Origin of the sequence: Streptomonospora nanhaiensis (assembly GCF_026642255.1) — a bacterium.
Classification (GTDB): domain Bacteria; phylum Actinomycetota; class Actinomycetes; order Streptosporangiales; family Streptosporangiaceae; genus Nocardiopsis; species Nocardiopsis tropica.
Genome location: NZ_CP113264.1, coordinates 1808867 through 1834458 on the forward strand (window position 1 = coordinate 1808867; position 25592 = coordinate 1834458).

Annotated in this window: 23 protein-coding genes; 16 read left to right on the top strand and 7 right to left on the bottom strand. The window is 73.3% G+C overall.

The genetic code is table 11. The features are described 5' to 3' along the window. The first annotated feature begins 91 nt into the window (after window positions 1-91). The gene (locus OUQ99_RS08005) at window positions 92-1363 is read left to right on the top strand and encodes a heparan-alpha-glucosaminide N-acetyltransferase domain-containing protein (protein ID WP_267948790.1); all 1272 of its coding nucleotides are present in this window, start codon (window positions 92-94) and stop codon (window positions 1361-1363) included. Here OUQ99_RS08005 and OUQ99_RS08010 read toward each other — a convergent pair. Both OUQ99_RS08010 and OUQ99_RS08015 read right to left on the bottom strand, forming a co-directional pair. Then, on the bottom strand, window positions 1338-2027 hold the full coding sequence (locus tag OUQ99_RS08010) for a hypothetical protein (RefSeq protein ID WP_267948791.1): 690 nt from the start codon (window positions 2025-2027) through the stop codon (window positions 1338-1340). The genes OUQ99_RS08005 and OUQ99_RS08010 overlap by 26 nt on opposite strands. A gap of 34 nt (window positions 2028-2061) precedes the next feature. Further along, entirely contained in the window at window positions 2062-2742 is a 681-nt protein-coding gene (locus tag OUQ99_RS08015) for a GNAT family N-acetyltransferase (protein ID WP_346660238.1), read from the bottom strand. 417 nt (window positions 2743-3159) lie between these two features. Here OUQ99_RS08015 and deoC point away from each other — a divergent pair, with 417 nt between their 5' ends. The 5 genes from deoC (at window position 3160) to OUQ99_RS08040 (ending at window position 9157) form a co-directional block, all read left to right on the top strand. After that, window positions 3160-4107: a deoxyribose-phosphate aldolase gene (gene deoC / locus OUQ99_RS08020; RefSeq protein WP_267948792.1), complete on the top strand. Its 948-nt coding sequence runs from the start codon at window positions 3160-3162 to the stop codon at window positions 4105-4107. Between the two features lie 4 nt (window positions 4108-4111). Continuing rightward, the gene (locus tag OUQ99_RS08025) at window positions 4112-5542 is read left to right on the top strand and encodes an aldehyde dehydrogenase family protein (protein ID WP_267948793.1); all 1431 of its coding nucleotides are present in this window, start codon (window positions 4112-4114) and stop codon (window positions 5540-5542) included. After that, the gene (locus tag OUQ99_RS08030) at window positions 5535-6503 is read left to right on the top strand and encodes an aldehyde dehydrogenase family protein (protein WP_267948794.1); all 969 of its coding nucleotides are present in this window, start codon (window positions 5535-5537) and stop codon (window positions 6501-6503) included. The genes OUQ99_RS08025 and OUQ99_RS08030 overlap by 8 nt, the downstream gene beginning before the upstream one ends. Window positions 6504-6666: 163 nt before the next feature. Continuing rightward, a complete protein-coding gene (locus OUQ99_RS08035; RefSeq protein WP_267948795.1) occupies window positions 6667-7464 on the top strand; it encodes a purine-nucleoside phosphorylase in 798 nt (265 codons plus the stop codon). Between the two features lie 13 nt (window positions 7465-7477). Beyond that, window positions 7478-9157, top strand: coding sequence for a phospho-sugar mutase (locus OUQ99_RS08040; protein ID WP_267948796.1), 1680 nt, complete (start codon window positions 7478-7480; stop codon window positions 9155-9157). Between the two features lie 6 nt (window positions 9158-9163). Here OUQ99_RS08040 and OUQ99_RS08045 read toward each other — a convergent pair whose 3' ends face one another. Further along, window positions 9164-9655: an Lrp/AsnC family transcriptional regulator gene (locus tag OUQ99_RS08045; RefSeq protein WP_267948797.1), complete on the bottom strand. Its 492-nt coding sequence runs from the start codon at window positions 9653-9655 to the stop codon at window positions 9164-9166. An 879-nt stretch (window positions 9656-10534) separates the two neighbouring features. Here OUQ99_RS08045 and OUQ99_RS08050 point away from each other — a divergent pair. The 10 genes from OUQ99_RS08050 (at window position 10535) to OUQ99_RS08095 (ending at window position 21658) form a co-directional block, all read left to right on the top strand. Next, a complete protein-coding gene (locus OUQ99_RS08050) occupies window positions 10535-11536 on the top strand; it encodes a thiamine pyrophosphate-dependent dehydrogenase E1 component subunit alpha (RefSeq protein WP_267948798.1) in 1002 nt (333 codons plus the stop codon). After that, window positions 11533-12561, top strand: a complete 1029-nt coding sequence (locus OUQ99_RS08055; protein ID WP_267948799.1) for an alpha-ketoacid dehydrogenase subunit beta — start codon at window positions 11533-11535, stop codon at window positions 12559-12561. Before OUQ99_RS08050 ends, OUQ99_RS08055 begins: the two co-directional genes overlap by 4 nt. A 7-nt stretch (window positions 12562-12568) precedes the next feature. Then, the gene (locus OUQ99_RS08060; RefSeq protein WP_267948800.1) at window positions 12569-12913 is read left to right on the top strand and encodes a biotin/lipoyl-containing protein; all 345 of its coding nucleotides are present in this window, start codon (window positions 12569-12571) and stop codon (window positions 12911-12913) included. Between the two features lie 148 nt (window positions 12914-13061). Beyond that, entirely contained in the window at window positions 13062-13793 is a 732-nt protein-coding gene (locus tag OUQ99_RS08065) for an alpha/beta fold hydrolase (RefSeq protein WP_267948801.1), read from the top strand. A 318-nt stretch (window positions 13794-14111) separates the two neighbouring features. Beyond that, window positions 14112-15167 carry a BMP family lipoprotein gene (locus tag OUQ99_RS08070; RefSeq protein WP_267948802.1) on the top strand — a complete coding sequence of 352 codons (1056 nt, stop codon included), beginning with the start codon at window positions 14112-14114 and terminating at the stop codon, window positions 15165-15167. A gap of 244 nt (window positions 15168-15411) precedes the next feature. Continuing rightward, complete coding sequence (locus tag OUQ99_RS08075) at window positions 15412-17019, top strand: ABC transporter ATP-binding protein (RefSeq protein WP_267948803.1); 1608 nt, start codon at window positions 15412-15414, stop codon at window positions 17017-17019. Further along, window positions 17016-18599, top strand: coding sequence for an ABC transporter permease (locus OUQ99_RS08080; RefSeq protein WP_267948804.1), 1584 nt, complete (start codon window positions 17016-17018; stop codon window positions 18597-18599). The genes OUQ99_RS08075 and OUQ99_RS08080 overlap by 4 nt, the downstream gene beginning before the upstream one ends. Then, window positions 18596-19855 carry an ABC transporter permease gene (locus OUQ99_RS08085; protein WP_267948805.1) on the top strand — a complete coding sequence of 420 codons (1260 nt, stop codon included), beginning with the start codon at window positions 18596-18598 and terminating at the stop codon, window positions 19853-19855. The genes OUQ99_RS08080 and OUQ99_RS08085 overlap by 4 nt, the downstream gene beginning before the upstream one ends. After that, window positions 19834-20274 carry a cytidine deaminase gene (locus OUQ99_RS08090; protein WP_431061488.1) on the top strand — a complete coding sequence of 147 codons (441 nt, stop codon included), beginning with the start codon at window positions 19834-19836 and terminating at the stop codon, window positions 20272-20274. Before OUQ99_RS08085 ends, OUQ99_RS08090 begins: the two co-directional genes overlap by 22 nt. A gap of 94 nt (window positions 20275-20368) precedes the next feature. After that, on the top strand, window positions 20369-21658 hold the full coding sequence (locus OUQ99_RS08095) for a thymidine phosphorylase (RefSeq protein WP_267948807.1): 1290 nt from the start codon (window positions 20369-20371) through the stop codon (window positions 21656-21658). Between the two features lie 137 nt (window positions 21659-21795). Here the strand turns inward: OUQ99_RS08095 and OUQ99_RS08100 are convergent, their stop codons facing one another. The 4 genes from OUQ99_RS08100 to OUQ99_RS08115 all read right to left on the bottom strand — a co-directional run bounded on the left by OUQ99_RS08100 (window position 21796) and on the right by OUQ99_RS08115 (window position 25521). Continuing rightward, complete coding sequence (locus tag OUQ99_RS08100) at window positions 21796-23220, bottom strand: MFS transporter (RefSeq protein WP_267948808.1); 1425 nt, start codon at window positions 23218-23220, stop codon at window positions 21796-21798. Window positions 23221-23306: 86 nt separating this feature from the next. Beyond that, window positions 23307-23756: an Rrf2 family transcriptional regulator gene (locus OUQ99_RS08105; RefSeq protein WP_267948809.1), complete on the bottom strand. Its 450-nt coding sequence runs from the start codon at window positions 23754-23756 to the stop codon at window positions 23307-23309. Between the two features lie 184 nt (window positions 23757-23940). Next, window positions 23941-24522 carry a hypothetical protein gene (locus OUQ99_RS08110; RefSeq protein ID WP_267948810.1) on the bottom strand — a complete coding sequence of 194 codons (582 nt, stop codon included), beginning with the start codon at window positions 24520-24522 and terminating at the stop codon, window positions 23941-23943. A gap of 522 nt (window positions 24523-25044) precedes the next feature. Continuing rightward, a complete protein-coding gene (locus OUQ99_RS08115; RefSeq protein ID WP_267948811.1) occupies window positions 25045-25521 on the bottom strand; it encodes a hypothetical protein in 477 nt (158 codons plus the stop codon). Between the last annotated feature and the right edge of the window lie 71 nt (window positions 25522-25592).

Sequence of the window (25592 nt, forward strand, 5' to 3'; positions counted from 1 at the left end):
GGAACGGCGTTCCGCGCGTGGCCGTCTGTGGCCACGCGGTGGCGGCGCCGCGCATTGTTGCGGGGGACAGAACGGGCATAGCCTGACGGGCGTGGCACAGAACCAGTCTGACGACACCTCCACGGCCCCCGCCGGACCGCCCTCGCCGAAGGCGCGGATCGACGGCATCGACGCGGCCCGCGCCCTCGCCGTCTTCGGGATGTTCGTCGTCCACCTCGGGGTGGCCTCGATGGGTTTCCTGTCGCCCGAGAACTACGCGTGGGACCTGCACGGCATCGTGCGGGGCAACTCCTCGGCGCTCTTCGCCCTCCTCGCCGGGGTCTCCCTGGCGTTCATGACCGGACGCACCGTCCCCGCCGCCGGGGAACCGCTGCGCAGGGCCATCGCGCGCATCCTCACCCGGGCCGTCCTCATCGGGCTCCTCGGCGCGGTCCTGGACGTCATGGCGGTGCCGATCGCGATCATCCTCACCTACTACGCCGGGTTCTTCCTGCTGGCGCTGCCGCTGGTGAAGCTGCGCCCGGGCGCGCTGTGGGCGGTGGCGGGCGCCCTGGCCGCCGTCGGACCGTTCCTGTCGTTCGCGCTGCGCGAGGCCTTCTTCCCCCCGCAGCTGCGGAGCGGCTCGGTGCCGACGCTCACGGAGTTCTTCCTGACCGGCTACTACCCGGCGGTCACCTTCATGGTCTTCGTGGTCGCGGGCATGGCCGTCGGACGGCTCGACCTCACCGCCACCGCCGTCAGGGTGCGCCTGGCGGTCACGGGCGCGGCGCTGTCCGTGTTCGCCTACGGGGGGTCGTGGCTGGCACTCGGCCCCCTGGGCGGGCTGGACCGGCTCGTCGCGGCCAGCGGCCCGGAGCTCACCGGCCTGACACCGGAGGCCGCCGCCGATCCGGCGGTGGCGGAGCAGGTGCGGTACGCGGTCACCGACCACGCCGAGTCGATCTCGGGGCAGGTCCCGACCGACACCTGGTGGTGGCTGGCGGTCAACACGCCGCACACCGGCACCACCTTCGAGATCGCCGAGGCGGTCGGCCAGGGCCTCCTCGTGCTCGTGGCCTGCCTGTTCCTGTGCGACCGGTTCCGGATCGCCATGTACCCGCTGACCTCGGTCGGCCGGATGCCGCTCACCGTCTACAGCGGGCACATCCTCGTCCTGGCGGTGGTCATCGGGGCCGCCGGATCCGCGTGGGCCTCCCCGTGGCTGCTGGAGTGGTTCGTCCTCGGGGCCCTCCTGTTCGCCACCCTCTGGAGGCTGCTCGTCGGCAGGGGGCCGGCCGAACTCCTCCTCGGCGAGGCGGCGAACGGGGCCGTCTCCCTCGTCGACGAGCGAAGACGGACTAGCGGAGGCCGTCCCGGCGGGTGATGTTCGCGGAGGTGCGGTCCCGGTGGGCGAGGGAGTCGCTGCTGGTGCGGGAGTTCTGCCGGATGAGCCGCCGGGCGTCGTCGGCCGCGGAGCGCGCCGCCGACCGGCTCGCCACGGGCCGCTGGGACACCTCGGCGTCCTCGGGCAGGCCGATGTCCACCGGCAGCCCCGCGCGGCTGATCACCCGGAGCTGGGCGCCCTCCTGCGACTGCGAGGGGCGGATGTCCCCGTCGGGGGTGCGCCACGCCCTCATGCGCTCGCGGAGCCAGTCGGTGCCCTGCCGCTCCGGACCGAGGGGCCAGGGCGCCCCGTCGGGGCGGTGGCCCAGGGCGTGCAGCACGTCGGAGACGGTCCACCCGGCGGAGAAGAAGCGCGCCGTCTCCTCGCGCAGGAACCGGAAGTCCACGCGGCGCAGCGACGGGTCCTCCCTGCGCAGGGTCTCGCAGGCGTCGTGGACGTCCCGGGGCGTGTGCCGGGGGCGGTGCATCGGGTCGGCCTCGGGCTTGCGCAGCAGCGCGTCGTCGACCGTCACGATCACCTCGCCGCGCCGGTTGTCCCAGATGCTCACGTCGTCGCGCGCCCACCTCTGGGACTCGACGAGGGCAGCCGCCATCCTGCGCAGGTCGACGCGGTCGTCGTCGCTGCTGATCCGGAACTCCGCCATGGGGCAAGCGTACGCCGACCCCGGCGGCCGCGTGTCAGGACCCGCTCCCGGCGGCGAGCGGCCGGACCATCACCAGCTGTATGCCGTCCGGCTCGGTGAAGAGGCGCCGGCCCGTGAAGGAGAACCCGGCGGCCCCGTACACCCGCGCCGCCCGCCGGTTGGCCTCGTCGACGCACAGCACCAGCTCGGAGGCGTCCGGCGCGACCTCCGCCGCGAGCCGGTCCAGCAGCGGGGCCGAGCACGAGGCCCGTCCCACCCCCTTCCCCTCCCAGTCCGGGGCGACGTGGAAGGCGCGCAGCAGAACCGCGTGCGCGGGATCCGGCACCAGGTCGCGCGCGTGCACCGCCCGGTCCAGGACGCCGAAACCCGCGCACGAGGCACGCGCCCCGGCCGCGTCCCGCACCGGTCCGGGCCCCGCCACGACCGCGAAGGGGGTGCGTGCCGGGTCGGCGTCGGCGAGGGGGAGCGTGGCCGCGGGCGCCCTCACGTACCCGCGCCGTCCGGGCAGCGGACGGTGCTCCAGCACGGCCGCCCTGAGCAGGGCGGACTCGGAGGTTCCCCGGTCCAGGCGCACCAGACGCAGCCCCGGGGGGCCGGACCGCCGGGCGCCGGCCGTGCCCGGCCGGCCTGCGGCGCCGTCCCCGTCCCCCGTGCGGCCGGCGGCGTCCGCGCCCGTGCGCGGACCGGTCCGCCCCGTCGTGTTCGCTGGTGCCACCGCTCGCTCCTGTCGACTCGGCCGGGCCCCTTCCGGAGCCCGGCGGGGGTCCGGTCCGCGCCAGTCTCGCACCCCGTCCGGGCGGCGTGGAGGAGTACCCCGGTCTAGACCGCGTGAGCCCCCGATGCCGGTGAGGTCCCGGCCCGAGTGTCCGTTTTCAGGGATTTTCCCACCCGGGTTGGAGGAAACCACCACTCGGCTCACCGGTCCTGGTTGGAGGCTTCTCCAACCTTCGGCAATGCCCTCAGGGCGGATACTGACGGTCGCTCCGCCCGGGGTTATGGTGACTGCCTGAGTGCCCGGCCCCGGGGGCGACCCCGGCCGGACGCCCGGGGAACGGGCCTTCGCGCACGCTTCCCCGAACCGCTTCCGCCGACCTCGGCGGGCGGACCGGCCAGCAACCCGATCGAGCAGTAGGTGCCCGTGCCCCACACCGCATTCGCGCCCGAGGCGACGACCAACCGCGCCCTCAGGGCGTTCCTGCACGGACTTCCGGGCGTGGACGAGGTCGGCGCGCGGTCCCGGGCCCAGGACCTGGCGACCCGGTCGATCAAGACCACCGCCAAGGCCAGGGCCGTCGACCTGGCCATCAGCATGGTCGACCTGACCACCCTGGAGGGGGCCGACACCGTCGGCAAGGTCCGGGCCCTGTGCGCCAAGGCCGCCAACCCCGACCCCTCGGACCGCACCGTGCCGCGCGTCGGCGCCGTGTGCGTCTATCCGGACATGGTCGCCACCGCCGTCGCGGCGCTGGGCGGCACCGGGATCGGGGTGGCCTCGGTGGCCACCGCCTTCCCGTCCGGCCGGGCCCCGATGGAGGTCAAGCTCGCCGACACCCGCCGCGCCGTCGCCGACGGCGCGAGCGAGATCGACATGGTCATCGACCGGGGGGCGTTCCTGTCCGGCGACTACCTCAAGGTCTTCGAGGAGATCGCCGCCGTCAAGGAGGCCTGCGGCGCCGCGCACCTCAAGGTCATCCTGGAGACCGGCGAGCTCGTCACCTACGACAACGTCCGGCGCGCCTCGCACCTGGCGATCCGGGCCGGGGCCGACTTCGTCAAGACCTCCACCGGCAAGGTGTCCCCGGCCGCGACGCCGCCGGTCACCCTGGTGATGCTGGAGGCCGTCCGCGACCACCACGCCGACACCGGGCGGCGCGTGGGCGTCAAACCCGCCGGGGGCATCCGCACCACCAAGGACGCCGTCCGCAACCTGGTCATGGTCAACGAGGTCGCCGGCCCCGACTGGCTGACCCCCGACCTGTTCCGGATCGGCGCCTCCAGCCTCCTCAACGACCTGCTCATGCAGCGCACCAGGCTGACCACCGGCACCTACCCGGGCCCCGACTACTACACGCTGGACTAGAGCCGTGATCTTCGAGTACGCGCCCGCACCGGAGTCCCGCTCCGTCGTCGCCCTGCGCGAGACCTACGACCTGTTCGTCGACGGAGGGTTCTCCCCCGCCGAGGGCGGGGAGTACCTCACCACCCTCAACCCCGCCGACGAGACCCCGCTCGCGCGGGTCGCCGTCGCCGGGCCCGCCGACGTCGACCGCGCCGTCGCCGCCGCCCGCCGCGCCCAGGAGACCGTGTGGGGCCGGATGAGCGGTGCCGAACGCGGCAAGTACCTGTTCCGCATCGCCCGCATCGTCCAGGAGCGCTCGCGCGAACTGGCCGTGCTGGAGTCGCTGGACAACGGCAAGCCCATCAAGGAGACCCGCGACGTCGACGTGCCGCTGGTCGCCGCGCACTTCTTCTACTACGCAGGGTGGGCCGACAAGCTCGCGCACGCGGGCCTCGGCCCGGACCCGAAGCCGCTCGGCGTCGCCGCGCAGGTCATCCCGTGGAACTTCCCGCTGCTCATGCTCGCGTGGAAGGTGGCACCCGCCCTGGCCACCGGCAACACCGTGGTCCTCAAGCCGGCCGAGACCACCCCGCTCACCGCGATGGTCTTCGCCCAGATCTGCCAGGAGGCCGAGCTGCCCCCGGGCGTGGTCAACATCCTGACCGGTGCGGGCGAGACCGGGCAGGCCCTGGTCGAGCACCCCGGCGCCGACAAGGTGGCCTTCACCGGCTCCACCGGGGTGGGGCGCCGGATCGCCCGCTCCGTCGCGGGCACCGGCAAGCGCCTCACCCTCGAACTGGGCGGCAAGGGCGCCAACATCGTCTACGACGACGCGGCGATCGACCAGGCCGTCGAGGGCGTCGTCTCGGGCATCTTCTTCAACCAGGGCCACGTGTGCTGCGCGGGATCCCGGCTGCTGGTCCAGGAGTCGGTCGCCGAGGAGTTCCTCCCGCTGCTCAAGGCGCGGATCTCCAAGCTGCGCCTGGGCGACCCCCTGGACAAGAACACCGACATCGGGGCGATCAACTCCGCCGCCCAGCTGGAGCGGATCCGCGAGATCACCGACACCGGGGAGGCCGAGGGCGCCGAGCGCTGGTCGCCCGCCTGCGACCTGCCGGAGAACGGCTACTGGTTCGCCCCCACGGTCCTGACCGGCGTCAGCCAGGCCCACCGGGTCGCCCGCGAGGAGATCTTCGGGCCCGTCCTGTCCGTCCTGACCTTCCGCACCCCCGAGGAGGCGGTGGAGAAGGCCAACAACACCCCCTACGGCCTCTCCGCGGGCGTGTGGACCGAGAAGGGCTCCCGCATGCTGTGGACCGCCGAGCGCCTGCGCGCGGGCGTGGTCTGGTCCAACACGTTCAACAAGTTCGACCCCACCAGCCCCTTCGGCGGCTACAAGGAGTCGGGATACGGCCGCGAGGGCGGACGGCACGGATTGGAGGCCTACCTTGGCTGAGCGGCGGAGTACCGGGAAGGCCGGCAGGGGCGCGGCCGAGGCCGCCGAGGGCCGGGGAGGGAGCGCGGCCCCCGCGTCCGGCGTGCCCGCGCGCCTCGCGGTCCGCAAGACCTACAAGCTCTACGTGGGCGGGGCCTTCCCCCGCTCGGAGTCGGGCAGGAGCTACCCCGTGACCTCCTCGAGCGGCGAACACCTGGCCAACGCCTCCCTCGCGTCGCGCAAGGACGCGCGCGACGCCGTCACCGCGGCCCGCAAGGCCTTCGGGGGCTGGTCGTCGCGCACCGCCTACAACCGGGGCCAGGTCCTGTACCGGGTCGCGGAGGTCCTGGAGGGCCGGCGGGAGCAGTTCGCCGCCCAAGCGGCGGCCGCGCAGGGGCTGTCCCGCGCGGACGCCGACCGGGTGGTCTCCGCCGCCGTCGACCGGTGGGTGTACTACGCGGGCTGGACCGACAAGTTCGCCCAGGTGCTCGGCGGCGCCAACCCCGTGGCGGGCCCCTTCTACAACCACTCGGCCCCCGAGCCGACCGGCGTGGTGGCCGTGTTCGCGCCCCAGGACGCGCCGCTGCTCGGCCTGACCTCCGTGATCGCGCCGGTCGTCGCCACCGGCAACACGGCGGTGGTGGTCGCGTCCGAGACCGCGCCCCTGGCCGCCGTCGACCTGGCCGAGGTGCTCGCCACCTCCGACCTCCCCGGCGGGGTGGTCAACCTGCTGACCGGCAGGGTGGGCGAGATCGGACCGCACCTGGCCTCCCACGCCGACGTCAACGCCCTGGACCTCGCCGGCTCCGGGGAGCTGGCGGTCGAGTTCGAGCGGGCTGCGGCGACCACCCTCACCCGGGTGCTGCGGCCCCGGCCCGCGCCCGGCGGGGGAGAGGACGCCTGGCTCGACCCCGACCCGGGCACCTCGCGCATGACCCCCTTCCTGGAGACCAAGACGGTGTGGCACCCCGTCGGGGTGTAGAGAAGGGGGACCGGCGCCCCGGAGCGGGCGCCGGTCCGCGCGCGGAGGAGCGGTGGCGCCGGCGGACGGGCCGGGCCGCCCCCGACCGGTCATGTCCCGCCCCCCGCGCACCGGGGCGACACCCCGCGCCGCCGGCGCGGCACGAACGAACGGAGAGCACCCAGTGACTCGCACACCCCAGGCCGCCGCAGAGGACGCCGCCGCGGAGCTGCGCTCGCGCACCGGCGTCGACGAGTACGACGTCGCCCTGGTCATGGGATCGGGATGGGCGCCCGCCGCCGACCTGCTCGGCGACTCGGGGCACGAGCTGGCCGCCTCCGACCTGCCGGGCTTCCGGCCCCCCGCGGTGGAGGGGCACAGCGGCACGATCCGCAGCATCCGCGACGGCGGCCGCAGCGTGCTCGCCTTCCTGGGCCGCACCCACCTGTACGAGGGCCACGGCACGGACGCGGTCGTGCACGGCGTGCGCACGGCCGTGGCCGCCGGGGCCCGGACCGTCGTCCTGACCAACGCCGCGGGCGGCATCAACCCCGCCTACGCGGTGGGCTCCCCGGTGCTGATCGCCGACCACCTCAACATGACCGCGAGGTCGCCGCTCACCGGCGCCACCTTCGTGGACCTCACCGAGACCTACACCCCGGCCCTGCGCGAGCTGGCCCGCAGGGTGGACCCGGACCTGCCCGAGGGCGTCTACGCGGCCATGCCCGGCCCGCACTTCGAGACCCCCGCCGAGATCCGCATGCTCCGCGCCATGGGAGCCGACCTGGTCGGCATGTCCACCGTCCTGGAGGCGATCGCCGCCCGCGAGGCGGGCGCCCAGGTCCTCGGCCTGTCGCTCGTCACCAACATCGCCGCCGGGCTGGAGGGCGCCAACCTCGACCACGAGGACGTGCTCGCCACGGGCCGGGAGTCCGCGGGAACCGTCGGCCGCCTGCTCGCCGACATCGTCGCCGGGCTCTGAGGGAACGGGACCGATGACCGCCGACACCGCCGCCCTCGCCCGGGAGTGGCTCGCCCAGGACCCCGACCCCGCCACCCGCGAGGAGCTGCGGGGGCTGCTGGAGCGCGCCGGCAGGGGCGAGGCCGCCGCCCTGGCCGGTCTCGCCGACCGCTTCGGCGCACGCCTGGAGTTCGGGACCGCCGGCCTGCGCGGAGCCCTGGGAGCGGGCCCCAACAGGATGAACCGCGTGGTGGTGATGCGGGCCGCGGCCGGCATCGCCGCCTGGCTGCGGGGCAGGGGCGGCGCCGGGGCCCACGTGGTCGTCGGCTACGACGCCCGGCACCGGTCGGCGGACTTCGCCCGCGACAGCGCCGCCGTGCTCACCGGGGCCGGGCACCGGGTGTCCCTGATGCCCGGGCCGCTGCCCACCCCCGTGCTGGCGTTCGCCGTCCGGGACCTGGGGGCGGACGCCGGGATCATGGTGACCGCGAGCCACAACCCGCCGCAGGACAACGGCTACAAGGTGTACGCCGGCGGGACGGGGGACGACGCGGGGGCCCAGATCGTCTCCCCGGTGGACACCGAGATCTCCGCCGCCATCGACGCCGCGGGACCGGTCGGCGACCTCCCCCTGGGGGAGGGGTGGACGGTGCTGGGGGAGGAGGCCGTGGACCGCTACCTGGCGGCGGTCACCGCGCTCGTCCCCCGGCGCGAGCGCGCGCTGGCCACCACCTACACCGCCATGCACGGGGTGGGCGGCAGGGTGCTCCTCGCCGCGATGGAGCGGGCCGGGTTCGCCCGCCCGTCCGTGGTCCGGGAGCAGTTCGACCCGGACCCCGACTTCCCGACCGTGGAGTTCCCCAACCCCGAGGAACCCGGTGCGATGGACCTGGCGACGGCGGCCGGCGCCGCCGACGGCGCCGACCTGGTCATCGCCAACGACCCGGACGCCGACCGGCTCGCGCTCGCCGTCCCCGGGCACGGCCTGCTCACCGGCAACGAGGTCGGGGGGCTGCTCGCCGAGTACGTGCTGGACCACACCTCCGGGCCGGACCGCGTGGTGGCCACCTCGATCGTCTCGTCCAGCCTGCTGGGCAAGATCGCCGCCGACCGCGGCGTGCACTACGAGGAGACGCTGACGGGCTTCAAGTGGCTGGCCCGCGCGGGGGGTCCCGGGCAGCGGCGGGTCTTCGCCTTCGAGGAGGCCCTCGGCTACTGCGTGGGAGGGGACGGGGGCCGCCCGGTCGCCGACAAGGACGGGGTGGGAGCGGCCCTGGTGGCGGCGGCGCTCGCGGACGACGCGAAGAGGGGCGGCAGGTCCCTGGTCGACCTGCTCGACGACCAGGCCCGCCGGTACGGACTGCACCTGAGCGACCAGCTCTCGGTGCGGGTGGACGACCTGTCGGTCATCTCCGCGGCGATGCGGCGGCTGCGCGCCGAACCGCCCACCGCGTTCGGCCCCCTCGCGGTCGCGGGGGTCGACGACTTCGCCGGCGGACACGCGGGACTGCCGCCGACGGACGCACTGCGCTTCCGGCTGGAGGGCGGGGCGTGGGGACGCGTGACGTTGCGTCCCTCGGGGACCGAGCCCAAGCTGAAGGCGTACGCCGAGGTGGTGCTGGAGGTGGGGGACGACGTCGCGGCCATCCGCGCGCGTGGCTCGGACATGCTCGCCGAGCTGATGGCCTCGGTCGCCGGGGCGGTCAGGGGATGAGGGGCCTCACTCGCCGTCCGAGGGTTCCACGACCGGCCGGTGCACGACCTCGTCGATGACGGTGAGCGTCTGGGTGGACGTCACACCGGGAAGCGACTGCAGACGGGTCAGGATGAGGTCGCGCAGCTGGTTGGTGTTGGCCACGCGGACGAGGAGGACGATGTCCGCCGAGCCGACCACGTACCAGCAGTACTCGATCTCGGGGTACGAGGACAGGATCTCCCGGTTGGCCCGCCAGTCCGGCTGGCTGCCCGAGATGAGGACGAGCGCGGTGACGCCGAGCCCCATCTTGGAGTGGTCGGTCACCACGGAGTACCCGCGGATGACGCCCTCGTCGGTGAGCCGCTTGATGCGGTTGTAGGCCGTGGCTCGGGAGACGTTGGCCAGGGCGGCGATCTCGGTGATGCCTGTTCGCGCGTCCTTGGCGAGGGCGCTCAGGATCGTCTGGTCGGTCGTGTCCGGCCGCCGGCCGTTCCTGCGCTGGTCGCCCATGGCCATGTGGGTCTCCTCGTGTGCTCTTGTTCTCAGGATGGAGCCCCTTCCCTCTTCGTGGACCGGGGCTAACGAACTACCAGGTAAACGTTGTTTGCGTCCATCGGAGTCTCAGTCGGCGAGATGGGGTCCGGATGGGTGTCCGGCCGGTCACCGGGAGGTGGCGTACCGGGAGGGCGGGGGCGGGGGAACCGTCTCGGGAGATCCGGAGTGCGGGGCGCGTGTCGGCGGGGAGTCCGACTGTACCCATGGTTGACGCGGACGGCGGGCGGCGGGTTTCCCCGACCGGCGGGTAACCGCGCCGGCGTGTCCGGGCGGTGACGGAACTTCTTGCTCGGCGGCCGTTTCCGGCCTCATGTGTCGTGTCGTGGGGGGCGTTCCCTGGCTCGGTGGTCGGGCTGATCCGAACGTACGCGCTCGGCGTCGAACACGCACCCCTGGTAGTCAACCGCGATGGTTCCGTGATGATAGGCCCTACCTCCGACGGAACCGAGGGGTTTTCGGGTGATGCCCCGGTGTTCGTGAGGGTTGGTGACAGTAAGCGCTGTATAGGTCACCGTGTCGTTTTCGCAGGTGAACCAGGTCCTATGTTAGACATTCAAGAACGTGATGGCGGTCTTCGTTCTCTTTTGTTTCAACTATTCCTGAATATCTAGCGCAAGTGTCGAGTTGTCCGGAGAATCGCCGTAGAGGACAGACGCCACCCGGTCCGGACGCGCCACCACGCGCGGCGGGCCACGTTGGGAGCCGCTCGACATGCCCGCCCGCCGCTCACCATCGCCCCGGGGACCGCTCCGGGGGAAGCACGGGGACACCCCCCTCGACGGAGGCCCCGTGCGCCCGGTCCCGCCCGCCCACGCATCGGCCGCACCCGAACACATCAGCGTGGACCACCTCCGGCCGGACCTCACCCGCGCCCTGTACCAGGCCATGCGGACGGCGCGCGACCTCGACGCCGAGGCCGTCGCCCTCCAGCGCCAGGGCGTGTTCCCCGCCTACGTGTCCGTGCGGGGACAGGAGGCCGCCCAGGTCGCGAGCGCCACGGCGCTCGACCCCGAGCGCGACTTCGTCTTCCCGACCTACCGCGAGATGGCCTCCGCGCTGGCCTACGGCGTGGACATGGTCGGCTACATGGCGAGCCACCGCGCCCTGTGGCACGGCGGCCTCTACGACGTCATGGCCTCCCGGTTCGGCGCGGTCAACGCCGTGGTCGGCGGGCCCGTCCCCCACGCCGTCGGCTGGGCCGTGGGGGAGCGGCTGCGCGGCGGCGACGGGGTGGCCCTCTCCTACTTCGGCGACGGCGCCAGCTCCGAGGGCGACGTCCACGAGGCGATGAACTTCGCCGGGGTCTTCGGGGCGCCGGTCGTGTTCTTCTGCCAGAACAACCGGTGGGCGCTGTCGGTGCCCAACGAGCGCCAGGTCGCCGGCGGATCCGTCGCCGCGCGGGCCGAGGGCTACGGCATGCCCGGGGCCGTCGTCGACGGCAACGACGCGGGGGCCGTGTACGAGGCCACCGCCGAGGCGGTCGCCCGCGCCCGCTCCGGCGGGGGGCCGACGCTCATCGAGGCGCTCACCTACCGGGTGGAGCCGCACTCGACCTCCGACGACCCCGGCCGCTACCGGGAGGACACCGAGGCGGAGCACTGGCGGGTGCACCGCGACCCCGTCGCCCTGCTGCGCGCGGCCGTCCTCGCGGCCGGGCACGCCGACGAGGCCGACCTGGCCGAGGCCGACGCCGAGGCCGCCGGGCGCGCGGAGGAGATCCGCGACGGCGTGGCCGGGGCCCCGGAGCCCCACGGCTCCGAGCTCTTCACCCACGTCTTCCGGGAGACCACCGAGGAGCTGACCCGTCAGCACCGCACCTGGCAGGAAGAGGTCGAGCTGTGACCGAGCTGATCGAACGGGCCGGGGCCGGCCCCGACGCCGCCGGGGCCCCGCCCGTCGAGCTGTCCATGCAGCAGGCCGTCAACCGCGCCCTGCGCACCCTGCTCGCCGAGGACCCGGACGTCCTGGTCTTCGGCGAGGACGTCGGAGCCCTCGGCGGGGTCTTCCGCGTCACCGACGGGCTCCAGCGGGAGTTCGGCGACAAGCGTGTCTTCGACACCCCCCTGGCCGAGTCCGCGATCATGGGGATGGCGGTGGGACTGGCGATGAACGGCTGGAGGCCCGTGCCCGAGCTCCAGTTCGACGGCTTCGCCTATCCGGCGATCGACCAGATCGTGAACCAGGTGGCGCGCATGAACTACCGGACGCGGGGATCGGCGCCGATGCCGATCACGCTCCGGCTGCCCTCCTTCGGCGGCATCCAGGCGCCCGAGCACCACGGGGAGAGCCTGGAGGCGCTCTTCGCGCACACCCCCGGGCTCAAGGTCGTCGCGCCCTCCGACCCGGCCGAGGCCTACACCCTGCTCCTCCAGTCGGTGCGCTCCGACGACCCCGTCGTCTTCATGGAGCCCAAGGCCCGCTACTGGGACCGCAGGCCCGTCCGGTTGCGCGAGCCCAGCGACCCCATCGGCACCAGCCGTGTGGTGCGCGAGGGCAGCCACGCCACCCTCGTCGCCTGGGGCGCCATGGTGCACAAGTGCCTCCAGGTGGCCGAACTGGCCGCCGAGGACGGGGTGGACCTGGAGGTCCTGGACCTGCGCTGGCTCAAGCCCGTCGACACCGCGGGGCTCGCCGCCTCGGTGTCGCGCACCGGGCGCGCCGTGGTCGTGCACGAGGCGCCGCTGACCGCAGGGCTCGGGGCGGAGGTCGCCGCGCTCGTCACCGAGAACTGCTTCCGCGACCTGTCCGGGCCCGTCCAGCGCGTCACCGGGTTCGACGTGCCCTACCCGGCCGGGCCCCTGGAGGGCCAGTACCTGCCGACCATCGACCGCATCCTGCTCGCGGTCCAACGGACCCTGGAGTACTAGACAGACCATGGCAGAAGAGAGCATCACCTTCACCCTCCCCGACCTGGGAGAGGGGCTCGTCGAGGCGACGGTCCTGGAGTGGCAGGTCGCCGTCGGCGACGTCGTGGCGCGCAACGCCCCCCTCGTGGAGGTGGAGACGACCAAGTCGGCCGTCGTCATCCCCTCGCCCCAGGCGGGCCGGATCGCCGAACTGCACGCGGCGGAGGACCAGGTGGTCCCGGTGGGCGACCCCCTGGTGACCTTCGCGGTGGAGGCGGCCGACGAGGCGCCCCGGGCGGGCATCGTCGGCCGGGTCCCCCCGGAGGAGGCCCGGCCCGCCCGCCGGGTGCGCCTGAAGCCCCCGACGGCCTGACCCGCCGCCGCCGTGCCGGCCGGACCGCCGGTGCCGTTGGGAGGTCCGCACGAACGGCGGCGCCCCCCAGGGGGAGCCGTTCATAGGAATATCCGACAGGGCCTCGGGCGGCCCGGCAAGTTCTTCAGAATTTAATGGAGTGGGATTCATGTCCGCAAAACTCACCGGCGACGTGACAATGCGCTATGTGGATTTGCCTCCGCGTGCCCCGGCGGATGCGGTGCCGGTTCTTCTGCTGCACGGTTTCGGCACCGATTTCGACATGAATTGGCGTGCCACCGGGTGGACCCGGGCGCTGGAGTCCGCAGGGCTACGGGTGATCGGTCCGGATCTGCGCGGCCACGGTTCCAGCGACAAACCCGTGGAGGAGGCTTTCTACCTGCCCGAACACTTTGTCGCGGATCTCGTTTCCCTGCTCGACGAGTTGGGCGTGGAGAGGGTCGACGTGGTGGGCTACTCGATGGGTTCCCGCCTGGGGTGGGAACTGGCGCTGACCATGCGGGAACGGGTGAGGCGTGTGGCCCTGGGCGGTTTCGGACCCGTTAACGCCTTCGCCGGGACCGACCTGTCCGAACCCGGTTCCGGCGACTCCCCGTTCGACCGCGTCTACCGCGCGGTCGCGGCCCTCCCCGGCAACGACACCGCGGCGCTCGCGGCGTGCGCGCGCGGTCAGGCCTCCCGCCCCTTCAGCTCCGACCCGCTGCTGAACGGCGTTCCGCTCCTGCTCGTCTCGGGGGAGCGGGACGCCGTCGCCGAGGGCGCCGCCGGGCTCGCCGGGCGCTGCGGCGGCGTGCACGTGGAGGTTCCCGGGCGCGACCACGGCAACGCCGTGTCCTCCCGCGCCTTCCGGCAGGCGGTGGTGGACTTCCTCCTCGCCTGAGGCGGCGCATACCGGTCTAGACCGGCCCGCCCCCACGTGCTGGTGTGACAACGGGTGAACACCGTGGAGCAATGCGTAGTAATGCCCGCGGGGTCCGGGGAACGGGAGGTCAAAACCCGGAACACAAACCCGGCCGACCGCTTCCGGCGAGTGTTCGGTAACTTCCGGGTAAGACCCCGTTTCACTACGCTCTCGCCTTCATAACAACTCCGCCTGTTGGTTAGGTGTACTTTCGGCCACCGGATATTGTCCGACCGCAGAACTCAGTTCGGTCGTACGGAATGTGGGCCGCTGAGAGGGCGAAGGGGAGAGTTACCAGTGAAGCGCAGCAACGCAGTCAAGTTCGCCGCGGTGGCGGCGGCGGGTGTGCTGGCCCTCACCGCGTGCGACAGTGCAGCGGAGGAGGCCGACGGTTCCGGCGACGGCGGCGAGGGGGACTCGGCCGACGTGCGCGTCGGCCTGGCCTACGACGTCGGCGGCCGCGGCGACCGCTCGTTCAACGACTCCGCCTACCGCGGCCTCGAGCAGGCCGCCGAGGAGCTCGGCGTCGAGACCCAGGACTTCGAGCCCTCCGACGGAGAGGCCGACTCCGCCAAGGAGGAGCGCCTGGCGACCATGGCCGACGAGGGCTACGACCTGGTCATCGCCGTCGGGTTCGCCTACGACGGGGCCGTCCGAGCCGTCGCGCCCGAGTACCCGGACGTGCACTTCGCCATCGTGGACTCCGAGATCGAGGACGTCGACAACGTCACCAGCCTGGTCTTCGCCGAGGAGCAGGCCTCCTTCCTGGCCGGCGCCGCCGCCGCTCTGACCTCCGAGGAGGACCACGTCGGCTTCGTGGGCGGCGTCGAGACCCCGCTGATCCACAAGTTCGAGGCCGGCTACGTCGCGGGCGCCGAGCACGTCACCGAGGACATCACCGTCGAGGTCGACTACCTCAGCCAGCCGCCGGACTTCAGCGGCTTCAGCGACCCGGCCAAGGGGCGCGAGCTGGCCCAGGCCCAGTACGACCGCGGCGCGGACGTGATCTACCACGCCGCCGGCGCCTCCGGCAACGGCGTCCTGGAGTCCGCGGTGGAGAACGACTTCACCTTCATCGGCGTGGACAGCGACCAGTACGAGAACGCCGAGGACAACCAGAAGCCGTACGTGCTCACCTCCGCGATCAAGCAGGTGGACGTCGCCGTGTTCGAGCTCATCAACAGCACGGTGGAGGGCACCCCCGAGGGCGGCATCCAGCGCTTCGAGCTGGCCGACGGCGGTGTGGACTACACGACCTCCAACGAGGAGGCGATCAGCCCCATCCAGGAGGAGCTGGACGCGATCAAGCAGCAGATCATCGACGGCGAGATCGAGGTCCCGACCGCGCCGTAGGCCGCGCCCTCCGGGCGTGTCCCGCGGATACCGCCGCTCGCGTAGCAGGATGGGTGTCCGGGGGCCGCGCCCCGCGCGGAGCCGCCGCGGGCGGGGCCCGCGGCGGCCGCATCCAAGGGCGGTACCGGACAGGGGGAGTCCCCCGGTCCCGGTGCCGCCCCGGTTGCCGTTCCGCGACGGTGGCGCCCGCCGGGAGCCCCCGGCCCGGCGGTCCGCGCCACGCCGCACGTTCACGAGGAGACAGATGAGCAGCACGCCACCGGGCAACGGGGCCCTGGCGCCCCCCGCCGTTGAGCTGCGCGGGATCACCAAGCGTTTTCCCGGGGTCGTGGCCAACCACGACATCGACATCACCGTGGCCCCGGGCACCGTGCACGCCATCGTCGGCGAGAACGGTGCCGGGAAGTCCACGCTGATGAAGACCCTGTACGGCATGCACCGGCCGGACGAGGGACAGATCTACGTCAGGGGCGCGGAGGTGCGGCTCAACTCGCCCTCCGACGCCATCAAACACGGCATCGGCATGGTGCACCAGCACTTCATGCTCGCCGACAACCTGACCGTGCTGGAGAACGTGGTGCTCGGAGCCGAACGCCGCTTCGGCATCGGCAACCGCGCCCGCGCGCACATCCGGGAGCTCTCCTCCCAGTACGGGCTCGGGGTCGACCCCGACCGGCTCATGGAGGACCTGGGCGTCGGGGAGCGCCAGCGGGTGGAGATCCTCAAGGTGCTCTACCGGGGCGCCCGGACCATCATCCTCGACGAGCCCACCGCGGTCCTGGTCCCGCAGGAGGTCGACGAACTGTTCGACAACCTGCGCGAGCTCAAGCGCGAGGGCCTCACCGTCATCTTCATCTCGCACAAGCTGGACGAGGTGCTCTCCGTCGCCGACGAGATCACCGTGATCCGGCGGGGAACCACCGTGGCCACGGCCGACCCGGGCACCACCACCGCCCGGGAACTGGCCACGCTGATGGTGGGCGGCGAGCTCCCCGTCCCCGAGCTGCGCGAGTCGACCGTCACCGACAACGTCGTCCTGTCCCTGGACGGGGTCACCGTCAGCTCCGCCGACGGCCGCGCCGTCGTCGACGGCGTCACCGTGGACATCCGCGAGGGCGAGATCGTCGGCATCGCCGGCGTCGAGGGCAACGGCCAGTCGGAGCTGATCGAGGCCATCATGGGCATGCGCCCGCTGACCTCGGGGACGATCTCCCTGGGCACGGACGACATCACGTCCTGGTCCACGCTGCGCATCCGCGAGGCGGGGGTCGGCTACATCCCCGAGGACCGGCACCGGCACGGCGTGCTGCTGGAGTCCCCCCTGTGGGAGAACCGGATCCTCGGCCACCAGACCAAGGCGCCCAGCGTGCGCGGCCCCTGGATCGACAGGGCCGGGGCGCGCGCCGACTCCGAGCGCATCGTCGCCGAGTACGACGTGCGCACCCCCAACATCGACGTGATCGCCGACGCCCTGTCCGGCGGCAACCAGCAGAAGTTCATCATCGGCCGGGAGATGAGCGGCTCCCCGCGCTTCCTGGTGGCCGCCCACCCCACCCGCGGTGTGGACGTCGGCGCCCAGGCCGCCATCTGGGAGCAGCTGCGCGACGCCCGCGCGGCCGGCCTGGCGGTGCTGCTGGTCTCCGCCGACCTGGACGAGCTGATCGGCATGTCCGACACCCTGCACGTGATCCTGCGCGGCCGCCTGGTCGCGCAGGCCGACCCGACCACCGTCACACCCGAACAGCTGGGCTCCGCCATGACCGGGGCCGGGCTGGGCGGGGGCGACGCGAGCACAGAAGGTGACAGCGGTGCTGACGGTGCCGACCGAAACGGGAACGAGGGCGGATCATGAGTAGGATTCCCCGCCCCGACAGGACCCTGCCCGCCCCGGCCGCGGCGGCCGTCGCCGTCGTCCTCGGCGTCGGGGTCACCGCCGCCCTCGATCTCGCGCTGCTGTGGTGGGCCGCGCTGATCATCGGCGTCGCGGCGGCCTTCGCCTTCGTGGCCTGGTCCGGACCGCTGGTCCCGGACGAGCGCAGGGCCGGGGCCGACGGCACGAAGGAGCAGGGCACCACGCTCCACACGACCCTGGTCGTGCCGACCGCGCTGGTGCTGGCGGTGGTCTCCGGGCTGCTGTCCGCCTGGTTCCTGGACCTGTCCCTGATCGAGCCGGTCGCCGCCGCCCTGGGCGCGCTCGTCGGCTCGGCCGTGGCGTTCACGCTGTTCCACCGGCTGTCCGCCATGCTCGCGCTGTCCTTCGCCGCGGTCCTCGCCGCCGGGGTCATCGCGATCGGAGTCACGGCCGCCGTCCTCTTCTTCAGCGGCATCCCGCCGCTGCCCACCTTCGCGCGGATGATCGAGTACGGCACCAGGCCCAACAGCCTGGTCAAGATCATCAACGACGGCACCACCTACTACCTGGCCGCCGTGGCCGTGGCGATCGGCTTCAAGATGAAGCTGTTCAACATCGGCGTCGACGGGCAGTACCGGCTCGCGGCCCTGCTCGCGGCCGCCGTCGGCGGCTACGTGGTCCTGCCCCCGGTGCTCAGCCAGATCGTCGTCATCGCCACGGCCGTCGCCGTCGGCGGCGCGTGGGCGGGCATCGCGGGGTACCTCAAGGTGGCCCGGGGCGTCTCCGAGGTGATCTCCACGATCATGCTCAACGCCATCGCCACCGGCATCACCGCCTACCTGCTCAGCACCGACCGCCTCGCGGTGGAGATCAGCACCAACAACATCGGCACCCCGCCGATGCCCGAGTCGTCGTGGGTGCCCGGCATCCCGGCGGGCTTCCTCGGCTCCGAGCAGGAGATCTTCGGCTTCGTCCTCCTCGCGGTCGCCGTGGGCATCGGCTACTGGGTGATGCTCAACCGCACCCGCTTCGGGTTCGAGCTGCGGGCCACCGGCCAGTCGCAGTCGGCCGCCGAGGCCAGCGGCGTCAACGTCAAGAAGATGGTGTTCCTGTCCATGCTCTTCTCGGGCATGGTCGCCGGGCTGGTCGGCCTGCCCCAGCTGCTGGGCAGCTCGCACTACTACGCCCTGGACTTCCCGACCGGCATCGGCTTCATCGGCATCGCCATCGCGCTGCTGGGCCGCAACCACCCGGTCGGCATCGTCTTCGCCGCCCTCTTCTGGTCGTTCCTGAACCAGGCGGCGGGCATCCTGCCCTTCGACGGGATCCCCCAGGAGATCGCGGTCATCTCCCAGGCCACCATCGTGCTCACCGTCGTCGTGGTCTACGAGGTCGTGCACCGCTGGGGCCGCCGCTACCAGCAGCAGCAGATCGGCAACCAGCTCGGCGCCACCGCCGAGTCCACCACTGAACCCGCGCAGGCCGTGCCCTCCGGCACGGCGTCCGAGGACGGGTCCGCCGACGGCGGGGGCGACACGGCCCCCGGCTCCGACGGCAAGCGCGACGGGGAGGCCCAGTGAGCCAGGAACTCAACGTGATGGAACCGGTCAAGGCGCCGCCCAGGCCGGGAGGCTGGTCGCGCTGGCGCTTCCTCACCCTGTTCGGCGCGGTGCTGGTGTCCCTGGCGGGGCTGCGCGTCATCACCGGCCAGGACATGCTCACCGACGCGGGCACCATCCGCACCACCATCACCTTCGCGGTGCCCATCGGCCTGGCGGCCCTGGGCGGCCTGTGGGCCGAGCGGGCGGGCGTCATCAACATCGGCCTCGAAGGCATGATGATCCTGGGCACCTGGTTCGGGGCCTACTTCGCCTGGTCGACCGACAACCCGTGGATGGGCCTGCTGGCCGGTGTCCTGGCCGGCATGGCCGGGGGCCTGCTGCACGCCGTGGCGACGGTCACCTTCGCGGTCGACCACATCGTGTCCGGCGTGGCCATCAACATCCTCATGCTCGGCGCGATGCGCTACCTGTCGATCCTGGTCTACTCCGACGTGCCCGGCGCGGGGGCCGCCCAGTCGCCGACCACGCCGCCGTTCCCGGTGTGGAACCTCCCGTTCGTCGCCGACGCGCTCGCGCCCGTGGCGGGCAGCGGGATCTTCGTGGTCAGCGACCTGGCGTCGCTGGTGATCGGCCTGACCACCCGCATGTCGGCCCTGACGTTCATCGCGATCATGATGATCCCGGTGACCTACCTCGTGCTGTGGCGAACCACCTTCGGCCTGCGGCTGCGCTCGGTGGGCGAGAACCCCGACGCCGCCGAGTCCCTCGGCGTGCCGGTGTACAGCCTCAAGTACGTCGCCGTGGTCATCTCCGGCGGGCTCGCCGGCATGGGCGGGGTGTTCCTGGCCATCGTGGCGTCGCAGATCTACCAGGAGGGGCAGACCGGCGGCCGCGGCTACATCGGCCTGGCCGCCATGATCTTCGGCAATTGGCGCCCGGGAGGCCTCGCCATGGGCGCCGGCCTGTTCGGCTACACCGACGCCCTCCAGATCCGCGGCGGCGGTGCGGCGATCCACGCCCTGCTGCTGCTCCTGGCGGTGGCGCTGCTCGCGGTGGCGGTCTGGCAGGTGCGCAAGGACCGCAAGGGCCTGGCGGTCGCCGCCGTGCTCACCGGCGTCCTGCTGCTGGTCTGGTACCTCTCGACCGACTCCCTGCCGCGGGAGCTGGCCACCTACAGCCCGCACATCGCGACGCTCCTGGTGCTCTCGCTGGCCTCCCAGAGGCTCCGGCCCCCCGCCGGGGTCGGCAAGCAGTGGAGGGCGAGCCGGTCATGAGCCACACACCGACGGCCGGCCCGCCCGGCGCGGACACGGTGGACTGGGAGGCGCTGCGGGCCGCCGCACGCGAGGCCATGTCGCACGCCTACGCGCCCTACTCGAACTACCCGGTGGGAGCGGCGGCCCTGGTCGACGACGGCCGGGTGGTCAGCGGCTGCAACGTGGAGAACGCGTCGTACGGCGTCGGCCTGTGCGCCGAGTGCGGGCTCGTCAGCGCCCTGCACGCCTCCGGGGGAGGGCGCCTGACGGCGTTCGCCTGCGTGGACGGGCGGGGCGGCGTCCTCATGCCGTGCGGCCGCTGCCGGCAGCTCCTGTTCGAGCACGGCGGGCCGCACCTGCTCGTGGACACCCCGGAGGGGATCCTGTCCATGGACCGGATCCTGCCGCAGGCCTTCGGTCCGGACAACCTCACATAGCCGGTGCCCGCCGTCTCCCCGGTCCCCGCCCGCCCGGCGGCGGCCGGGGAGACCTGTGTGCCGCCGAAGTTCCCGCCAGGTGAAAGGAACAGACATGGACGTCATCGAGATCATCCGGGCCAAGCGCGACGGGGGAGAGCTCACCCCCGGGCAGATCGACTGGGTGATCGACGCCTACACGCGGGGGGCGGTGGCCGAGGAGCAGATGTCGGCGCTGGCCATGGCGGTCTTCCTGCGCGGGATGAACCGTGCCGAGGTGGGCCGGTGGACCGAGGCGATGCTCGCGTCCGGGGACCGGCTGGACTTCTCCGGCCTGGACCGGCCCACCACCGACAAGCACTCCACCGGCGGGGTCGGCGACAAGATCACCCTGCCGCTCACCCCGACCGTCGCCGCGTGCGGGGCCGCCGTGCCGCAGCTGTCCGGGCGCGGGCTCGGCCACACCGGCGGCACGCTGGACAAGCTGGAGTCGATCCCCGGGTGGCGCGCGTCGCTGACCGCGGAGGAGATGCGCGGCGTGCTGGAGGCCACGGGCGGCGTGATCTGCGCCGCGGGGACCGGCCTGGCCCCCGCCGACCGCAAGCTGTACGCGCTGCGCGACGTCACCGGGACGGTCGAGTCGATCCCGCTCATCGCCGCCTCCATCATGAGCAAGAAGCTCGCCGAGGGCACCGGGGCGCTCGTCCTCGACGTCAAGGTGGGATCGGGCGCGTTCATGAAGGACGCCGGGTCCGCCCGCGAGCTGGCCCGCACCATGGTGGACATCGGCAACGACCACGGGGTCCGCACCGTGGCGCTGCTCACCGACATGGAGGCGCCGCTGGGGCGCCAGGTCGGCAACGCCCTGGAGGTCGCCGAGGCGGTGGAGGTGCTCTCCGGCGGCGGCCCCGCCGACGTCGTGGAGCTGACCGTGGCCCTGGCCCGGGAGATGCTGGCCGCGGCAGGCCTCACCCCCGGCGGGAACGGTGTCAAGGACCCGGCCGAGGCCCTGCGGGACGGGAGCGCGCTGGCGTCGTGGAAGCGGCTGATCCGGGCGCAGGGGGGCGACCCGGACGCACCCCTGCCGGTGGCCGCCGAGCGGCGCACGGTGCTCGCCCCGGCGTCGGGCACCGTCACCCGGCTGGACGCCTACCAGGTGGGGCTGGCGGCGTGGCGGTTGGGCGCGGGACGGGCGCGCAAGGAGGACGCGGTCTCCTTCGGGGCCGGGGTGACACTGCACGCCAAGCCGGGGGAGCGGGTGCAGGCGGGGGAGCCCCTGTTCACCCTGCACGCGGACGAGGAGGCGCGGTTCGAGCGGGCGGCGCAGGCCCTGGAGGGCGCGTTCGGGATCGACCAGGACGGGCGCCACGAGGCCGCCCCGCTGGTCATCGACCGCATCGCCTGAGCCCGGACCCCTCGCGGCCCGGGACCGGCCGCGGGGCAGCCACCGGTCGGGTGGCCGCCCCGCGACCGGTCGGTCGGGGAACCGTGCGGCTCCCGGCGAGCGGCCCCGCCGTCCCCGCGGTTTCCGGGGGCCGCCGGTCAGGTCCGTACGGGGTCCGCCGCCGGCCCGGTGGGGCGCCGGGCCAGGCCGAGCGCGGACGCCGCTCCGAGGACGGCCACCAGGGTCACCGCCAGGAAGGCGTCCGAGTACGCGGGGGCCGCGAGGGTGTGGAGCGGGTTGACGGCGTCGTGCCCGCCCGCCTGGCGGGCCGCGACCAGGGCGCCGATCAGCGCCGGTCCCGTACCGGCCCCCAGGAACTGGGCGCCCTGGAGGACACCCATGCCGACACCCACCCGGTCGGGGGGAAGGGCGCCGGCCGCGCTGTCCGTGACGAGGGTGGCCACGAAGGCGAAGCCCGCGCCCACGCCCACCACGCCGAGCGCGGCGGCGGCGGGCGACGCCCCGTGGACGGAGAGGTGGAACGTCGAGGCGCCCATCAGAGCCAGGCCCCCGACCACCCACCACCGCGCCGCCGCGGACCCGGCGACCCGGCCCGCCAGCGGGGACAGGACCGCCAGCGCGACCCCGCCCGGGATCATCACGAGGCTTCCCGCTCCGGGACCGAGACCGTTCACGCCGACGACGAGCAGGGGGACGAACACGAGGGCGGTCATGTTCACGAACATGGCCAGGAACACGGTGGCCACGGCCGACACGTAGACCCGGTCGGCGAACAGCGCCGGCGGGACGAACGGCTGCTCGGAGCGGACGGTGCGCCATGCGAACAGCGCGGCCGCGGTGGCGGAGGCCAGGACGCTCCCGTACGACGACGGCGAGTCGAAGCCGCTCTCCTGCCCCCGGGTCACCCCGAACAGGACGAGACCGGCCGCCAGACCGAGGAGGACGCCGCCGAGCAGGTCGAAGGGCCGCGCGTCCCCGGGGGCGTCGTCGGGCAGCACCCGTGAGGCGGCGGCCAGCAGCAGCGCGCCCGCCATGGTGATCCAGAAGAGCGCGGGCCACCCGAGGAGTTCACCGATTCCGCCCCCGATGGACGGGCCGAGGGCGGCGCCCGCGCCTCCCGCGGCGGAGACGAACCCGATCCCCGTGCCTCTCCTGCCGGGCGGGAGGACCCGGGTGACGGCGATGACGGACAGGACCGGGACCGCGGCGGCGCCCGCCCCCATCACCAGCCGTCCGAGGACGAGGAGCGGCAGCGTCGGTGCGAGGGCGCAGACCAGGCTGCCCGCCGCGTAGACCAGCAGGGCCCCGCGGAACAAGCTCCGGAGGCCGACGCGGTCGGAGACGCGGCCGTAGACGGGGATGCCGACCGAGAAGACCAGGAGGAAGCCGGTGACGACCCAGGCGAGCTGTGCTTCCGAGGCTGCGAACTGCTCTCCCATGAGGGGTAGGACGAGCCCGACCATGTCGCTGGCGACGACCATGAGGAGCATGGCCGCGACGAGCACCGCCAAGAGCGCGGACGTCGAGGGGGCGGGGGGCGCGGAGGCCGGCGTCGGTCTCATGTGTTCACCTTGACTCTCACTTACTGCAACTAATTTGGTGGCAGTTTTGGGCGAAAAAAAGGCGGAAGGTCTCCCTTCCGCCCGATTTAGGAGCGCGGTGCGCCGAGGGTGCGCTCGCGCTCGAGGACCTGGGCGAGCATGTCGGCGACGGTCGTGCGGCCGAGTCGGTCCCGCAGGGCCTGCTCCGCCTGTGCGAATTCCACTTCGAGCAGGGACTGGATGTGCCTGCCGATGACGCACCCCGCGCTCGGGGGGTGGGAGTGCAGGGGGAGGAGGGGACCGTCCGCGACCGCCGCGTGGGCGTCGTAGAGGCTGATGTCCTCCGCCGGGCGCGCGAGGCGCCAGCCGCCTCCCCGCCCCTCGGTGGACCACGCCAGCGAGGCGTCGCGCAGGCGCCCGAGGATGCGCCTGACGACCACGGGGTTGCTCTCCAGGCTCTCGGCGATGTCGGCGGAGGACCGCGGCAGTTCGTCCCCCCGGCGGGCCAGGTAGGTCAGCGCGTGGATCGCGACCGCGCTCCGGCTGTTGACGCTCACGTCCGCCCCTTTCCCGTCGAGCCGTTAACGGACACCAAGATAGTTGCAGTTTCTGGGTGCGTCAATCACGGAGGGGTCGGAGCCGTACGGGAAACGACACAGGAGCGGGCCCCGGGGACGCGCGGCCGTTCGGCGACCGCTCGTCCGGGACCCGCTCCGGGGTGTTCCGCGCACGGGCCCGCGGTCACTCCATCACGGGCGGCATCATCGGGGCCGCCTCGGGGATGAGCAGGTAGGACACGGCGGCGACGGCCACGAACAGGAGTCCGGCGATCAACGCGGCTGCGGACACCCAGCGCCCCCACGGCCGGGTCCTCGAGTCGGCGAGCACCAGCGCGAGCGCGGACACCACCACGGTGAGCAGCGCCACGGCGCCGCCGAGCATGATCTGCGTGCGGATCTGCGTGATCTGGTCCGCGCCGATGGGCTGGCCGTCGACGAGGAGCATGCTGGTGAGGATCTCCAGCAGCTGGCCGGAGAACAGGGTCACGGCGAGGAGCACGAGTCCGACGATGCCGAAGGTCTCCGTCGAGAACACGCCGGAGGCCGCCGGTGCGTGCGGCGCCGCGGTCACCGCGGCGGCCTCGGCCTCGGCCTCCCTCGTGTCGGCGGCCTCGCCGGTCGGTGGGCCGGAGTCGGACGGGTGGGCCGCCCCGGAGTCGGGCACTTCCGGCGCGACCCCGGGCTCGAACGTCGGCTTCGGGGCCTCGTTCGGGGTGAGGGGGTTGCGGTCGGGGCTGTCGTTGTCTCCTGGTGCGGTACTCACGCGGCCAACGTACCCGTTGGTCACCGTAAGCGGAGCCTAAGAATCGCCGCTGTCACCAGGGGGTTGTGAACCTCGGCCATAGAGGGTTTTCACCTCCACCCGTTGGTGGTTGAAGGTGGGCGGTGCTGCCCTCCCCGGACACGGCGGGGTGCGAACGGATCCGGGTGTGCCCGGGCAGGAACGCGCGGGTCGGCCGTAGGACCCGCGCTGCCCGCTCAGACCCGGGGGTTGTGGACCCCGGCCCCGAGCGTGTGAACCTCAGCCACGGAGGGGTTTTCACCTCCACCCGTTGGTGGTTGAAGGTGGGCGGTGCTGCCCTCCCCGGACACGGCGGGGTGCGAACGGATCCGGGTGTGCCCGGGCAGGAACGCGCGGGTCGGCCGTAGGACCCGCGCTGCCCGCTCAGACCCTGAGCGGGGTGCGTCGCCTCAGGGGCGGGACCAGTTGGGGTGCGGGAGGGCGCGACCGCGCGACCCCGACCACCGGGGCAATCAAAGGCCCCGACCCCGGAGGGCTCCGGGCTCAGGACCCGGAGGGCAGGCCGGCGAAGGTCAGCACGGAGACGATCAGCATCAGGCTGCCCACGACGACGGTGGCGGCCGCGCACCAGCGGCTCCACGCCCGGGTGGCGGCGCCGCCGCGGAACAGGGCCACGGCCGCGGCGAGCACGGACAGGGCGCTCAGGCCGCCCGCGACGGCGACCTCGGCCGAGAGCACGGCCGCCTGCTGGGCGCTGTGCGACGGGGCCGCGCCGCTGAGGAAGAACCAGCTGAAGAGCTCGAACAGCCGGGTGTGGACGGTGGTGAGGGCGAACAGCAGCAGGCCGATGACGCTGAAGGTCTCGGCGGCGAAGAGCCCGCCCGGGGTGGGGGGCGGGCCGACCGGGGTTCCTTCGAGGAAGGCGTTGCCCGCCCCGGTGTCGCCCGCGGCCCTCGTTTCCTCGGCCGCCGCGCCGGGGGTCTCGTCGGTGGGGTTCGTGTCTTCAGGGGAGGTACTCACCGCGCCAAACTACCCCGCGCGCGTGCCCGCTCCCCCGGTCTGCAACCCACCCTCCGTGGCCGGTTCCGGCC

Bases quoted from the DNA above. Each gene is read 5' to 3' on its own strand.
- OUQ99_RS08075 (WP_267948803.1), top strand. From the start codon at position 15,412: ATGAGCAGCACGCCACCGGGCAACGGGGCCCTGGCGCCCCCCGCCGTT.
- OUQ99_RS08100 (WP_267948808.1), bottom strand. From the start codon at position 23,220: ATGAGACCGACGCCGGCCTCCGCGCCCCCCGCCCCCTCGACGTCCGCG.
- OUQ99_RS08060 (WP_267948800.1), top strand. From the start codon at position 12,569: ATGGCAGAAGAGAGCATCACCTTCACCCTCCCCGACCTGGGAGAGGGG.
- OUQ99_RS08040 (WP_267948796.1), top strand. From the start codon at position 7,478: ATGACCGCCGACACCGCCGCCCTCGCCCGGGAGTGGCTCGCCCAGGAC.
- OUQ99_RS08010 (WP_267948791.1), bottom strand. From the start codon at position 2,027: ATGGCGGAGTTCCGGATCAGCAGCGACGACGACCGCGTCGACCTGCGC.
- OUQ99_RS08080 (WP_267948804.1), top strand. From the start codon at position 17,016: ATGAGTAGGATTCCCCGCCCCGACAGGACCCTGCCCGCCCCGGCCGCG.
- OUQ99_RS08095 (WP_267948807.1), top strand. From the start codon at position 20,369: ATGGACGTCATCGAGATCATCCGGGCCAAGCGCGACGGGGGAGAGCTC.
- OUQ99_RS08045 (WP_267948797.1), bottom strand. From the start codon at position 9,655: ATGGCCATGGGCGACCAGCGCAGGAACGGCCGGCGGCCGGACACGACC.
- OUQ99_RS08065 (WP_267948801.1), top strand. From the start codon at position 13,062: ATGTCCGCAAAACTCACCGGCGACGTGACAATGCGCTATGTGGATTTG.